The sequence below is a fragment of the Lapillicoccus sp. genome, assembly GCF_025353065.1.
GTDB lineage: Bacteria > Actinomycetota > Actinomycetes > Actinomycetales > Dermatophilaceae > Lapillicoccus.
In genome coordinates this window covers 1-14,632 of the sequence record NZ_JANXRJ010000145.1, presented here as the reverse complement: position 1 = coordinate 14,632, position 14,632 = coordinate 1, and the positions used below count along the sequence as shown (strand labels likewise).

8 protein-coding genes are annotated in these 14,632 nt (G+C 69.5%); 5 read left to right on the top strand and 3 right to left on the bottom strand.

Features of this window, described 5'->3' with window-relative positions; all coding sequences use genetic code 11:
• Positions 1–49 precede the first annotated feature (49 nt).
• The 3 genes from Q0R63_RS11540 to Q0R63_RS11530 all read right to left on the bottom strand — a co-directional run bounded on the left by Q0R63_RS11540 (position 50) and on the right by Q0R63_RS11530 (position 2,482).
• Complete coding sequence (locus tag Q0R63_RS11540; RefSeq protein ID WP_295697360.1) at positions 50–286, bottom strand: hypothetical protein; 237 nt, start codon at positions 284–286, stop codon at positions 50–52.
• 269 nt (positions 287–555) lie between these two features.
• Positions 556–1,677, bottom strand: a complete 1,122-nt coding sequence (locus tag Q0R63_RS11535) for a HAMP domain-containing sensor histidine kinase (RefSeq protein WP_295697358.1) — start codon at positions 1,675–1,677, stop codon at positions 556–558.
• A gap of 139 nt (positions 1,678–1,816) precedes the next feature.
• The gene (locus Q0R63_RS11530; RefSeq protein ID WP_295697356.1) at positions 1,817–2,482 is read right to left on the bottom strand and encodes a response regulator transcription factor; all 666 of its coding nucleotides are present in this window, start codon (positions 2,480–2,482) and stop codon (positions 1,817–1,819) included.
• A gap of 238 nt (positions 2,483–2,720) precedes the next feature.
• Here Q0R63_RS11530 and Q0R63_RS11525 point away from each other — a divergent pair, with 238 nt between their 5' ends.
• The 5 genes from Q0R63_RS11525 to Q0R63_RS11505 all read left to right on the top strand — a co-directional run.
• Entirely contained in the window at positions 2,721–8,270 is a 5,550-nt protein-coding gene (locus Q0R63_RS11525) for an SdrD B-like domain-containing protein (protein WP_295697354.1), read from the top strand.
• A gap of 95 nt (positions 8,271–8,365) precedes the next feature.
• A complete protein-coding gene (locus tag Q0R63_RS11520) occupies positions 8,366–9,634 on the top strand; it encodes a multicopper oxidase domain-containing protein (RefSeq protein WP_295697352.1) in 1,269 nt (422 codons plus the stop codon).
• A 62-nt stretch (positions 9,635–9,696) separates the two neighbouring features.
• Positions 9,697–10,998 carry a multicopper oxidase domain-containing protein gene (locus tag Q0R63_RS11515; protein WP_295697350.1) on the top strand — a complete coding sequence of 434 codons (1,302 nt, stop codon included), beginning with the start codon at positions 9,697–9,699 and terminating at the stop codon, positions 10,996–10,998.
• Positions 10,999–11,006: 8 nt separating this feature from the next.
• Complete coding sequence (locus Q0R63_RS11510; RefSeq protein ID WP_295697347.1) at positions 11,007–14,138, top strand: multicopper oxidase domain-containing protein; 3,132 nt, start codon at positions 11,007–11,009, stop codon at positions 14,136–14,138.
• Between the two features lie 123 nt (positions 14,139–14,261).
• Positions 14,262–14,632, top strand: a 371-nt coding sequence (locus Q0R63_RS11505) for a hypothetical protein (protein WP_295697345.1), incomplete at its 3' end; no start/stop codon positions are given.

The window sequence follows — 14,632 nt, the reverse complement described above, 5'->3', positions numbered from 1 at the left end:
GGTCCCGGGGGGCAGCCGGGACCGCACGCCGGACCGCGCGTGCGTTGCGTCAGGCCGATCGTCGCTGGGGGGTCCACGTCGTGCGGGAGACATCGAGCGGCGCCGTGACATATGCCCGGTTGCGCTGCTCGTAGGTGCTGCGCTCCTCGTCGCTGCACGACGCGAGGAAGGTCTGCTCGGCGCAGCGACAGCCGTTGACGTCGTCGGCGGCGAGCCAGGGGCTGTCGGCGAGATGCTTCAGAGCCGGGTCCTCTCGGGCGAAGGGGGTCACGGCTTCGTCGCGCATGAGGAGATGACAGAAGGGTAGTCGACGGCGTGGTGGACGGCCTCGTCCGAAGGTCTCGAATAGCGGACTTTTCGGGCCATTCCTTCGGCTGTCCACCGCCACGACGCCCGGGCTCGAAAAGTTGGTCGTTTCGTCTCTTGCCCTGAGGGCCCACCGGATTAGAGGCTGGGTGTGCTGTGCACGGGGGCGCACCCGCGTACGCCGGCTCTTGACGGATCTCGGGCTCGCGCGGGTGCGTTTCTGAGCGGGTGCCTCGACGCCCCCGGTCCTCAGCGAACGGGCTGCGCCCTGGGGGCGACGGGCACCTCGGCGGGCACCTCGACGGCGACCAGGGCGCCGCCTTCGGGTGCTCGCTCCGCGACCAGCCGACCGCCCCTCGCGATGGCGATGCTCCGGACGATGCTCAGTCCGAGACCGCTCTGCGTGAGGCTGTCCGGGGTGAGCGGGTCGGTCGTGCCCTCGCGGTCGCCGAGCCGGTTGAGCAGGACGACCTGGGAGGCGGGCATCCCCATGCCGGAGTCGGCGACCCCGAACCGCACGACTCCACCGCGCCGGGACGAGAAGACGCGGACCGTGTCGGAGGTCGCGGTGTAGCGAACTGCGTTCTCCAACAACGTGTCGAGACAGACGCGCAGGCGTTCCGGGGCGGCGAGGAACGTGCCGCCCTCGCAGTCGAGGACCCAGTTCCGCGGCGTCACCCTCGACCACCGGCTGGCTGCCTCTTTGAGAACCGCGTCGAGGTCGACCATCTCCCTCGACGGTTCCACCTGCAGCCGCATGACCCAGATCAGCCGGTCAGCCGTCCGGGACAGCCGGGACAGCTCGTGGCGGATGATCTCCAGGTCCTCGAGCTTGTGGGCGTCGGTCTCGTTCTCGCGCATCAGGTCGACGTAGCCGGTGGCGATGGTCAGTGGGCTGCGCAGCTCGTGCGAGGTGAGTCGGGTCAGCAGCTCCTCGTCGTGTGCGTGCTGCGCCTCGCGCTCGGCGAGCTCGGTGACCCGGGACAGGGCATCCTGGCGGCGTCGCACGTTCCACACCAGGAGCAGCATGATCCCGGACATGAGGGGGATCTCGGCGGTCTCCTGCCAGGCCAGCACGCCCTGCCCGACCCTGATCACGAGGATCCCGCCGGTGACCCCCGTGAAGGTGACCAGGGCCGCGAAGGTGAGCCGGTTCGACCACACCCGGGAGCCGAACGCGAGGGCGAAGCCCGTCCAGGCGACGTGGTAGGGGATGGTCTCGTCCCCGGGAAGCGCCCACATCACGGCGATGCAGAAGGTAGCTCCCACGAGCCACGGGACGAAGAAGGTGCTGGCCTGGGGGCGGCTGACCCCGACCCGCAGCCACCGGAAGGACCGGCTCGCGGGGTCGAGCATGGTGACTGCCGCCATGGCGTTCCGCCTTGTCCCGAGGTCGCCCGGGTGCGTCACCCGGGCGACCGCCAGCATGGCAGCCGATCGCCTCCGTTGTCGGGGTTTTCCCAGATTCTGTCCCGGGGGCGCTCAGCCTGCCGCCAGCCGTGCGATGCGGTCACCCGGCGACGTAGCAGTACCCCACACCGCGCACGGTCTCGATGGGAAGGCCGGGCACCTTCAGCCGCAGGCGGCGGATGCTGACGTCGACGACGTTCGTCCCAGGGTCGAAGTCGAGTCCCCAGACCGCCTTCAGCAGCTCCTCGCGACCCGAGACGTCGCCGACCCGACGCATCAGGTACGCCAGTAGTGCCACCTCGCGCTCGGCAAGGGGGCGGGTGCCCCCGGGGCCGGTCACGACGCGCCGCGAGAGATCGAGACGCAGCCCGCCCGCCTCGACGAACCGGCCGTCGGCCAGCGGGTGGTCGGCCCCGACGTGGCGACGGATGCGGGCCTCGAGCTCGACGAGGTCGAACGGTTTGGCGACCACGTCGATCGCCCCGGCCTCGAGGGTCTTGACCCGCACCCTGACGTCGGTCACGCCGGAGACGACGATGACGGGCAGAGCGGGGTGCTCCCGGCGGATGTCGGCCAGGACGTCCAGTCCGTTCTCGGCGCTCAGCACGAGGTCGAGCAGGACGAGATCGACGGACGACGCACGCAGCATCGTCAGGGCCGAGGCACCGTCGAGCGCTCCGAGCACCCGATGCCCCCGCTGCTCGAGCCCCCGCGACAACAGGGCGTGGATCCGCGGTTCGTCGTCCACGACGAGGATCGACGACACCTGGACCACCTCATCTCTCCTGCCTGGAGCGATTCTCGCGGAACCCGGCGCGTGGCGTGGGGGGATTGCGATTACTCCTGAATGTCGCAAATACCCACTGCCACATGACAGCTCGGTGACATCGTGATGACCGCGGGATGAGGGATCCCCGGATCTGCTTCCGCCGTCGGGCACCCGGGGCGAGGCTTCCGGCGCAGCCACACCGTCTGCGAACTCGTGAAGAGTGAGGCTCGACGCCATGTCTCAGGTCCGTCGTTCGACGCGCATGATCATCACCGCCCTCAGCGGCGCCCTCCTCGTCCTCGGGGCGGGCAGCCTCTCCGCGGCCGCCCCGGTGCCGGCAGGGACGACGCGGACCGCGCCGGCGGTCGCCCGCCCGGCGACTGTTGCCAAGGCAGCCCGGGCCGCGGCCGTCCCGGGCGACATCACCCTGACGGTGAAGAGCGCGCGCTCGGTGAACGACGGCGTCCCCGGACTCGTCAAGAAGGGCGACCCCGTCCCGAGCTACAAGTGGATGATCAACGCCGAGGACACCGGCAACCCGGGCACCGTCTCGGCGCCCCTGACCGACCAGTGCCTCCCGTCGACCGCGGCATCAGCGGGGGTGCCCGTGGCCCCAGCGAACACCGACCTCGCAGCGACGTGCGCGTGGCCCAGCATCCGGACCACCTCGAGCCACGCCGGAATCATCGCCCAGGGCACCCAGGACGACCTCAGCGCGGCAAAATCCCTGCACCTGCCCGGCGGGAAGTACCTCATCTCGGTCACGGCGACCGACTTCAAGATCGACGGCGCGCACTTCACGGTCGACGGCGGGGCGCCCCAGACGGTCGCGGTCGAGATGCAGCCCACCCCCCTCCCGCTCACCACGCTGAAGATCCAGGTCTTCGCGGACAGCGCCCCCGTCGATGCGACCTACGAGGTCGACGCCGAGCAGGGCCTCGCCGGCTTCACGGCGCACCTCTCGGACGTCTTCGGCACCGTCGGAGTGGACTACTACGGCAACGCGCTGTGCACGACCTACCTGCACGACGCAGGCAAGATGGTGTTCGACGCCAGCAACAAGCCGGTCATCGACCCGCACTCCATCGGGCGCTGTGTCAGCGACGCCAGCGGCATCGTCACGATCCCTAACATGGGGCCGAACCGCTTCGCGGCCACCGTCACACCTCCGGTTCCCGTTGCTGGACAGGGCTACCAGTGGGTCCAGACGACCAGCCTCGAGGGTGGGCACGACCACGACATCTGGAGCCAGGAGGGCGCCACCGGATTCGACAACGAGGTGACCAAGGGCGCCGAGCCGGTGCCCATGGTGCAGTTCGGGTTCGTCAAGACGCAGGCCCTCCCCACCACCGCCTCGGTCACCGGCGAGATCGTCGGGCGCGTCAACCAGCAGCTGCCCTACATCGGCGGCCAGAACGGCCAGGTCGGGCCCGAGGGCCTCGCCGGCTCCAAGCTCGGACCGGTCATCAGGTCGCCGTGGCTCGCGCTCTCGGACCTCAACCGGGGTGACGCGCAGGTCTACGTCGGTCGGGGCGCAGTGGACGGCACTTTCGACATCACGAACGTCCCGAACGGCTCCTACCAGCTCACGGTGTGGGACGACGACCAGGACTTCATCCTCTACAGCTACACCGTGGAGGTGACGGGCGGGACCAAGCTCGACGTCGGCCTGGTCACGCTCGTGGGGTGGTTCACCCATCTGCAGGGCACGATCTTCAACGACAGCAACGGCAATGGCGTCCAGGACCCCGGTGAGCAGGGCATCCCGAACTTCACCCTCACTGTCCGGGAGCGCGACAACTCGACGATGGACCAAGGCATCAGCAGCGTGAAGACGGACGACAGCGGGCACTACGACATCCACGAGGTCTATCCCCTGGGCAAGTTCATCGTCCTCGAGGCCTTCAACACGCGGTTCCAGACCACGGGGATCACCTACAAGGGCGACAACGATCCCACACCGACGACGAAGCTCGGGAGTCTGGTCGACATCAACTTCCTCGCCATCATCGGCTTGGGTGGGACCGTCGACTGGGGGGTGCAGCCGTTCGCGGCGAGCACCAACGGCGGGATCGCCGGCACCGTCACCTACGACACGACCCGCAACGAGCTCGATGCGGTGGCGTCGGTCACCGAGGCTTACCAGCCCGGCATCCCCAACATCCCGGTCGACATCTATCAGCCGGTGAAGTGCGGGACGACGAACCCCACCTACGCGTGCACCAAGGCCGGCTACGAGGTGCAGCCGGACACGATCGACGACCCGGCCCACCCCGGCACCCCGATTCCCAACCCGGACAAGGGGGCCCTGGTCAGGGGGATGAAGCTCAACACCTACACCACGGAGTCCTGGAACGCCCCGCGTGGCTGCACGGCACGGCAGTACAACGGCGCGCCATTGACGGATCAGCAGGCCCTCCCCGAGCAGGGCGCTGCCGCCAACAAGCTGTGTCTCGAGGCACCGATGGCGGGCATCGCACTCGGCGCGAGCGACACCACCGTCCCCAACCAGGCGAGCCAGACCGTCAACGGCAACTACGCGTTCACCTCGTCGACGGTCAACATCTTCGCCCCGGGAGACCCCAACAACCCGGCCCCCGGCCACGACCTCGCCCTCGGAGCAGATCTCTCTGCGGCGGGCTACCCCGACCAGAACCTGCCGGCTGCCGACTACATCGTCTCGGTCGAGCTCCCGCAGAACCCGGTGGGCACGGGGTCGACCCCCTCGATGTACAAGGTGACGTCGGAGGCCGACGTCAACATCTTCGACGGCAACAGCTATCTGCCCCAGGAGAACTTTCCTCCCAGCGCCGCCCAGGGCTCGAACCCGGGTGGCGGGGCCGTACCGGTCCCGACGCCGGTCCAGCCACCCTCGCAGCAGGCCGGCATCATCCCCCCCTGCGTCGGCGCCATGCGCACGGTCCACGTCACCGACGCCGCCTTCGTGGCCGGTGGCGGGAGCCCCTTCGAGGGGCAGGACAAGCCCTCATGCCAGGACAAGCTGGTGACCATCCGCACCGGGCAGACGACGTCGCCGAACTTCAACCTCTTCACCGACGTGCCGATCCCCACGCACTTCTGGGGCCTCACCCTCAACGACCTCGGCATCACCCTGGACAAGCGCAGCGCCAACTACGGCGAAGCGCTCGGTATGCCGTACGTCCCCGTCGGTCTCTACGACTGGTCCGGTCGTCTCGTCGACACCGTGCACACCGACTTCAACGGCATCTACGAGGCGCTCGAGCCGTCGACGGACACCTACAACTGCCCGGTCCCGGCCGGTCCCTGCCCGAACATGTACCGCTTCGTCGGCAACGACCCGGGCGGCATCGGCTCACCGAACGTCGACTACAACCCGAGGTACCGCACCATCGCGGCCACCTTCCAGGGCTGGCCCGGGCTCTACACCGTCACCGACGAGGCACCGACCCAGGTCGCGGCCACGGTCCTGACACCCGACACGACGGTGGCCAACAACACGGTCTGCAACCTGCCCGCCACCACCCCGCAGCTGCTCTCGGTCGACAAGCCCGTGGTCAAGCTGAACGCCAACGGTCCCGGACGCACGGTCACGATCAACGGCACCGGTTTCGGATCGGCACGAGGAACCCTCAAGCTCGGCAGCCAGACGATCTCGGGAGTTACCTGGGACGCCAGCGGCAACAAGATCACCTTCCTCGTGCCGGGAGGTGTCGCTGCGGGCGCTCAACCGATCACCATCACGACCGCCGCCGGACAGGGGGCTTACAACTCGCTGACTCTCCAGGTGGTGAGTGGCGCCGCCGGCACCGGTTCCTCGCCGACCAACCCGGCGATCTTCGAGGTCGGACCCGGCAAGGCGTACGCGTCGATCCAGGCGGCCGTGAACGCCGCGCAGACCTCGTCCCTGGCCGACAAGCTCGTGGTCGTCTACCCGGCCACCCCCACGGCCCTCACCCCTCGTGGTGAGTACCTCGAGAACGTCCTGGTGAACAGCGCCCTGCACATCCAGGGCGTCGGTCCCGGCGGCTTCCAGGGCACGTCGTGGGTGCCGGGCTCGATCATCGACGGCTCGGGCTTCAACCCCGACAACCCCAGTGGGATCGACTGGCTGACCACGCTGACCGCGCTGCGCTACACCGGCGCCCCGGCCGTGCCGGACGCCGCCGTGGTGACCTTCCTCAACCCGACGTCCGGTCCCCAGGGCACGACGGGCTGGAGCGCCAGCCTCGACGGGTTCCAGATCACCGGGGGCGCCCAGGCCGACTTCGCCGGCAACGTCAACGTCCTCACCGGTGGGGTCCAGACGCCGTACGGCGCGGCCGGCGCGCTCATCACCCAGGGCGGCGGCATCTACGTGCACAACGGCGTCAAGGGACTCAAGCTGACCGACAACGTCATCGTCGGCAACGGCGGGTCGTATGCCGGTGGTATCCGGGTGGGCACCCCCTATGTCGGCGACAACGCCAACTACGGAATCTCCATCTCCCGCAACCAGATCCGTGACAACGGCGGGACCAACCTCGCCGGCGGGATCGGCCTGTTCACCGGGTCGAACGGCTACAGCGTCGATCACAACGCGATCTGCGGCAACCACTCGTCGGAGTATGGCGGCGGCATCTCGGCCTTCGGATTCATGGGGGCCACCCAGAAGGTCACGGGCACGACGGCGACCTTCAGCGATGCCTCCGGCGGCGTCATGGCCAACAACCGGATCTGGTTCAACCAGTCCTACGACGAGGGCGGCGGCGTCATGCTTGCCGGTGAGCTCCCGGCAACGCCGACCGACCTCGGCCCCGGCAGCGGCCCGGTGGTCCTCGACGCCAACGTCATCCAGGCCAACCTCGCCAACGACGACGGCGGCGGCATCCGCCTCCTCCAGGTCTCGGGGAAGAACGTCACGAGGGCGACCCCCGGCACCATCTCGATCACCAACAACACCATCGCCAACAACGTGTCCGCCCACGAGGGCGGTGGTATCGCCCTCGACGACGCGGTCTTCGTCACCATCGTCAACGACACGATCGCGAAGAACATCACGACAGCGACGGCCGTGACGAGCAGCGGCGCCCCGGCAGCGGCAGGACTCACCACGGCGGCGATCAGTGCTCCGCTCCAGGCTCAGCTCAACGCGGCCTTCGCCGGAGCCACGACCGGGACCACGGACAACTCGTTGCTCGTCCAGGGCACTCCAGCCTGGCTCGGCTTCGGCCGGCCGACGCTGCTCAACGACGTGTTCTGGGACAACCGGGCCGGGAACTACTCCGGTGGCTACGTCTACGGCATCGGCGGCCTCCTGCCCAACGGTGCGGCGAACAGTACGAACACCTGGGACATGGAGGTCGTCGACCAGGCGTCCGGCGCCACGGCACCCGCCGTCCTCAGCCCCGCCAACAGTGTCGTTCAGACGACCACGGGGGTGGCTGCGAACACGTCGAACACCACCGCGGACCCGCTGTTCAAGAGTCCGTTCGACGTCACCGTGAGCGTCCTCGCGCTGCGGGCGAACCCGGCCTTCCGGCAGGCGGCCATCGTCACGACGGTGCTGCCGTTCAACCTGCTCGGGGACTACCACCTCTCGGGGCCGTCCAGCTCCGCGTACAGCACGGGCGCTGCGGACTTCACCAACCTCGCCGCACCTGCTCCCCGGGCGATGTGGTGGGGGGTGCCGCGCACCTCGGCGACGTTCAGCTCCGTGGTGCGCGCCGCCACGCCGGACATCGACGGCCAGGCACGCCCCGTCCGCCGCGCCCCGGGAGCTGCCGGTCTGAAGTACGACGCCGGCTCCGACCAGGTCGTGCCGTGAGGCACGGCACCACCGTGGGGGCGACTCCTCGCCCCCACGGCGCCACCTCGAGCACCGCGACCCCCCCGTCCACGCGTAGCGGAAAGGCAACGACGATGGAACGACTTACCGATCTGCGGCTCTCGCGCCGCGCCCTGCTGGCCGGGGCCGGCGCCACCGGCGCCGCGATCCTCGGCACCAGGATGGTCCCCGCCCTCGCGGCCGCGGCCCCGACGGTCGCCGCCGCCTCGAGCGCCCACCCGCAGAAGAAGGTCCACCTGGTGGGGACCGACGGCTGGGTCTCCATGCCCGGCAACGCCCCGGCCGACCTCCCCTTCTTCCCGGACCCACTGGCTCCCCCCGGGTTCAACACCTACGTCTTCGGGTTCCGGGACGCCACGGCGTTCGACCAGGACCCCGCGGGCATCGCGGCGCTGCGCGGCAAGGCCCAGATCAGCGCACCGATGATGTCGTTCGACGAAGAGGACGACATCACGATCACCCTGACCAACCTCGGGCTCGTCCAGCGGCCGGACCTCTTCGACGGTCACACCCTGCACTGGCACGGCTTCGTCAACGCCATCCCCCTCTTCGACGGGGTGCCCGAGCTGTCCCTCGCCGTGCCCGTCGGGCGCGACCTCGACTACTTCTACCGGATCCACGACGCGGGCACGTACATGTACCACTGCCACTTCGAGGACGTCGAGCACGTCCAGATGGGTATGACCGGCATGGTCTACGTCCGGCCCAAGCAGAACCGAGCACCGGTGAACGGCGACACGGCGGGCACGAAGTACGCCTACAACGACGGTGACGGGTCGACGAGGTACGACCGCGAGTTCGCCTTCATGCTGACCGAGCTCTGGTCGGCCGCGCACTATCGCGACGCGCACATCCAGGTCAGCGACTGGACCGACTACGACCCATCGTTCAGCCTCCTCAACGGTCGCGGCTACCCGGACACGCTCGAGGCCAACGGCGACCCGCTCTCCACCGCCGCGGGCGGCCTGCAGTTCCAGCCGATCTCCTCCCTCGTGACGTGCAACGCCGGCGAGAAGGTGCTGCTGCGGCTGTCCAACCTCGGCTACAAGGACCACTCGATCACCGCCGACAACATCGACCTCACCGTCGTCGCCAAGGACGCGAGCCTGCTCCGAGGCCGCGACGGGACGTTCAACTACCTCACGACCAACACCGTGACCCTGGGCGGTGGCGAGAGCCGGGACGTGATCTTCACCGCCCCGGCCGAGGGGACCTACCTCCTCTACGACCGCGACTACAACTACCTGAGCAACGGCGGTGGTGGGGGCTACGGCGGGATGATGACGAAGATCGTCGTCAGCCCCGCTGGCACCCTCCCGCCCCAGACCGCTGCGAACGCGTGAGAGGGATGACGATGACCACCATCTCAGCAACAGGGCGCGGAATGCGCCCCACCCTGGCGCGCGTGACGCGGCCCCTCCGCTCGCGCCTGGGCCTCGGCGTGGCCGTGCTGGCCGTCGTGGCCGGGACGGTCGCGACCGTGCCGGGCAGCGCCTCGGCGGCGACCTCCGAGGGCCTGCTCTGCGACACCAGCGCCACCAACACCTTCACCCTGTCAGCGGGCGACGGCTACGTGTCGACCCCGGACGGCAACTCGATCTACATGTGGAGCTACGCGAACGAGCTGAAGGGCGCGTTCCAGCTCCCGGGCCCGACCCTGTGCGTCGCCCAGGGCGCCAAGGTCACGGTGATCCTCCACAACCACCTTCCCGAGGCCTCGTCCATCGTGTTCCCCGGCCAGACGGGCGTCCTCGCGGACGGCAATCCCGCCCAGCCCGAGTACACGACCGACCCCACGCCGACACTGACCTCGATGGTCCAGTCGGCCGCGGCAACGACCGGATCGGTGACCTACACCTTCACCGCGGGGACGCCGGGGACCTACCTCTACAAGAGCGGGACGGACGTCGACAAGCAGGTCCAGATGGGGATGTTCGGCGCCCTGGTCGTGCGACCCTCGGGCCACCCCGACCGGGTCAACGGGCGCCCTGACTCAGCCTTCTCCACGGCCAACGAGTACCTCTTCCTCCTCTCGGAGGTCGACCCCGACGTGCACCTCGCGGTCGAGCGCAAGCAGCCGGTCGACTGGTCGACCTACAACGCGCGGTACTTCATGATCAACGGGCGCAGCATGCCGGACACGCTCTCGCCCAACAACGCCTCGTACCTGCCCAACCAGCCCTACGGCGCATTCGTCCACATCAAGCCCTGGGACGGGGCGACCAACCCGCTCCCCGCGACGATCCGCTACCTCAACGCCGGCACCGTGAACTACCCGTTCCACCCGCACGGCAGCGACGAGCGCGTCATCAACAAGGACGGCCAGCCCCTCGAGGGGCCGGCGGGTCAGGACCTGTCCTACAACAAGTTCGACCTCAACGTCGCCCCGGGGCAGACGCTCGACGTGCTCATGGACTGGCGTGATGCCGAGCACTGGACGGACATCACCAACCCGATACCGACGCAGATCCCCGCGATCACCGACCAGCTCCTGGTCGGCACGGACACCTGGTTCAGCGAGAGTCCCTACCTCGGCACCAAGAACCCGGCGCCCACGACGATCACGGACAACAACGTCTGCGGCGAGTACTACCACATCGCCCACAGCCACGCCCTCCAGCAAGCCACCAACTTCGGAGCCACGTTCGGAGGGATGATGACGCTCTATCGCATCGATCCCCCGGCCGGCTGCCCCGCAGGGAAATGAGGCCCGTCATGTCGATGCCCGTCCCCTCCAGAAACCTGCGCCGACTCGCGGCGGTCACCGGAGCCGTCGTCGTCACGACACTGGCTCTCCCGATCGGCCCGGCGTCAGGGCTCGCTGCCCCCGCCTCCCCCCCTGCCGTCGCTGCCCCAGCGACGCAGGCGGGGGCGGCGAGCGTCGCGCGCGCCGCAGCCGCCGCACCGGTAGGTCGCCTCACACCGCGAGGGTGCACCGTCACGGGGTCGAGCGACGCCTGCGACCTGTATGCGACGGCCGGCACCCAGACCATCGTCGGCACCTCGGTGCCGATCTGGGGCTTCTCCAGCTCCGCCCCGACGACAGCGCCGGACCTCTCGGTGGTGCCCACGGCACCCGGACCCGGCCTCGTCGTCCGACAGGGTGACTCGGTGAGCATCACCCTCCACAACGGGATCGCCGGTGAGAACCTCTCCTTGGCGTTCCCCGGAGTCCCGGTCGCGAGCTTCTCCGCCGGCCTCGACAGCACCGTCGGGGTGGGTGCCGGTGCGGCGCGGACCTACTCCTTCACCGCCTCGCGTGCCGGCACCTTCCTCTACGAGGCCGGCCACACCGCCAACGGCTCGCGCCAGGCAGCCATGGGCCTCGTCGGCGCCCTGGTCGTCCTCCCGGCCGACGGGACCGCCTACGGCACCCCGGCCTCGGCCTACGACGACGAGGCCGTCATGGTCCTCACGGAGGTCGACCCGGCCCTGAACGCGCACCCCGACACGTTCGACATGCGCCTCTTCAAGCCGACCTACCGGCTGGTCAACGGCAACTCCTTCCCGGAGATCCCGGCCGTGCCCACCGACCAGGGGCACACGGTCCTCGTCCGCTGGGTCAACGGCGGCGCGGTGCAGCATCCGATGACCGCACTCGGCGCCTCGGCCCTCGCGATCGCCCGCGACGGACACGTGCTGGCCTACCCCGAGCGGGAGGTCACCGCCGCCGTCGACCCGGGGACCACCGAGGACACCCTCCTGACGATGACCACGGGCCCCGAGTCCAAGGTCACCCTCTACGAGAGCGGCACCCACCTCGACAACAACTCGCAGCACACCGCCGACCCGCTGCAGACCGCCTTCGGCGGGATGATGACCGTCCTCGACACCAATGCTCCTCTGCCCCCGACCGATACGGTCGGTCCGGTGACCTCGGCGGTCGCTGCATCGCCCAACCCATCGACCGGCCAGACCGATGTGACGATCACGGCACAGCTCTCCGACCTGAAGACCGGCAACAGCGGTGTGGCCGCGGCGGAGTACGTCGTCGACGACGCCCAGACCACCGGCCCCGGCAACGGGACACCGATGGTCATGTCCGGCCCGGGTGACTCGGCGACGGGCACCCTGTCTGTCGCGACGATGGCCACCCTCGACGCCGGCCGACACGTCATCTACGTGCGGGCCAAGGACAACGCGAGCAACGGTGCCGTGGGCGGCAACTGGGGCGTGGTCGGTTCAGTCGTCTTCAACCTCCCGAAGACCGGCCCCTCCACCACGGCCGGCGTCGCCACACCGGCGATCTCCAACCTCGCCGCCCCGATCGTCATCACGGCGACCGGTGACGACTCGAGCTCGGGCCACGGCAACATCACCAGGGCGGAGCTCTACGTCACCGACGCCGACGTGATGCCCACCGACGCGCCGGGAACCGGGGCCGCCATGACCAACAACCGGGTCGCCCCGGTCGTCTCCGAGACGGGCTCCGTCTCGTCGGCCACCGAGGGCTACCACTTCGCCTGGGTCCGCAGCATGAACACCCTCGGCCTGTGGGGTCCGTTCGTCGAGATCCCCTTCACCGTGGACCAGACCGGGCCCAGTGTCACGGGTGCCGCCATCGGCCCGAACCCGTCCAACGGCCTGGTCTCCGCCCCCGCCAACCCCGGGTATGCCGTGGTCTCCGGTGTCATCACAGATGCCGGCACGGGGAACTGGGGCAGCAAGATCGTCGACGCCGAGGCCTTCCTGGACACCGTCGGCGTGAACGGCGGCGGCGTCCAGATGATCCCGGTCGACGGGGCGCTCGACAGCACCACGGAGTCGGTCTACGGCCTCATTCCGTTGAGCGCCATCCGGACGCTCCCGGAGGGGACCCACCCGGTCTTCGTCCACGGCCAGGATGCGGCCGGCAACTGGGGGCCGACCTTCACCGCATCGTTCCTCGTGGACAAGACGGCGCCGACCCTCGGTGCGCTGACGGTCACGCCCAACCCGACCAACGGTGCCGCGCTCATCACGGCCCGAGTGCCCTACACCGACGCCAGCGGCACGATCGGGGCAGCGGAGTTCTGGTTCGGGACCGCCGACCCCGGTGTCGGGCGGGCCACGCCCATCACCGTCAGCCTCGGAACCGATGGGGTGGCGTCCATCGACATCCCGACGAGCGGCATCGCCGCCGGCACCCAGACGCTCAACGTCCGGATCGCGGACAAGGCCGGCAACTGGAGCGGCATCGCGACGACCCCGGTCACCGTGGTCCCGCCACCGGTCCTCGCCGACACCTTCGACGGGACCCTCAACCCGGCCTGGGCCGTCACGGCCGGCCCGGTGGGCACCATCGGAGTCAGCCCGAGCGCCAACCTCCCCGCCGCAGCGGCCACGAAGTCCGGTGTGCTGGTGACTTATCCGACGACGGGCGGAGCACGCCAACCGGCATACATCACCCGGTCGTTCGGGACGAGCCTGACCACCGCCCACGTGGACATCGACGTCGACGCGACCACCCTGGCTACGGGGGGCGCCACGCCCACGATCCTCGCCGTGAGGACCGCGACCGGGGGCAACGTGTTCGCCGTCCAGCTCCGGACGGTGGGCGCGGGGGCCACGGCCACCCGTCAGGTGCGAACCCTCATGTTCCTCCCTGGAGGTGGCAACCGGCAGGGAGCGTGGGTGACCATCCCCAACGGTCCGGTGACCCTGTCGCTCGTCTGGAGGTCGGGCCGGGCAGCCGGTGCCACGCCGGGGTCGCTCACGCTCGCCCTGCAGCACGGGGCTGTCGCGTCGACCACGACGGGCAACACCGGGACCCTCCAGGCCGCTGCGATCGCGATCGGCGTGCAGGCCGGTCAGACCCCGGCAGTCCGCGGGACGTTGGCCCTCGACAACCTCACCGTTGCCCCGTGACGGACGTCTCGACCTGTTCGTCCGACAACCCCACCTCTGCACCCAGCTCCCCCCGTTTCCACCTGGATGGTCCGGCGGCGACCGCGAAGCGTCGCCGGACCCTCGTTCACATAGGGGCACACCATGATCAGCACCCGATACGCCTCCGCCGCTGCCTTCCTGCGAGACCGTCGGCGGCTCACCCAGCTCGTCGCCCTCCTGCTCGTAGCCGTGACGATGGTCGTCCTCGGCCAGGACCTCCGCGGCCGCCGGGCCGCTGCCGACCCGGTCACGCCAACGAGCACCGCGATGGAAACCACTCTGGGAGTGCGGTTCTCCCGGATCGCCGTCGTCGGCGACGGCGGTCTCCTCGAGGTCAGCTATCTCGTGCTGGACCCGGACAAGGCGACCCGCTTCCAGTCCGACCGGACGGACATCGCCGTCATCTCCAACGACGAGACGAAGGCTTCGACGAAGCGGATCTCGGTGATGAAGCAGGGCCACACCCTGCGCGC

Coding starts and splice junctions, on each gene's coding strand:
- Q0R63_RS11510 (WP_295697347.1), top strand. CDS start 11,007: ATGTCGATGCCCGTCCCCTCCAGAAACCTGCGCCGACTCGCGGCGGTC.
- Q0R63_RS11525 (WP_295697354.1), top strand. CDS start 2,721: ATGTCTCAGGTCCGTCGTTCGACGCGCATGATCATCACCGCCCTCAGC.
- Q0R63_RS11520 (WP_295697352.1), top strand. CDS start 8,366: ATGGAACGACTTACCGATCTGCGGCTCTCGCGCCGCGCCCTGCTGGCC.
- Q0R63_RS11540 (WP_295697360.1), bottom strand. CDS start 286: ATGCGCGACGAAGCCGTGACCCCCTTCGCCCGAGAGGACCCGGCTCTG.
- Q0R63_RS11535 (WP_295697358.1), bottom strand. CDS start 1,677: ATGGCGGCAGTCACCATGCTCGACCCCGCGAGCCGGTCCTTCCGGTGG.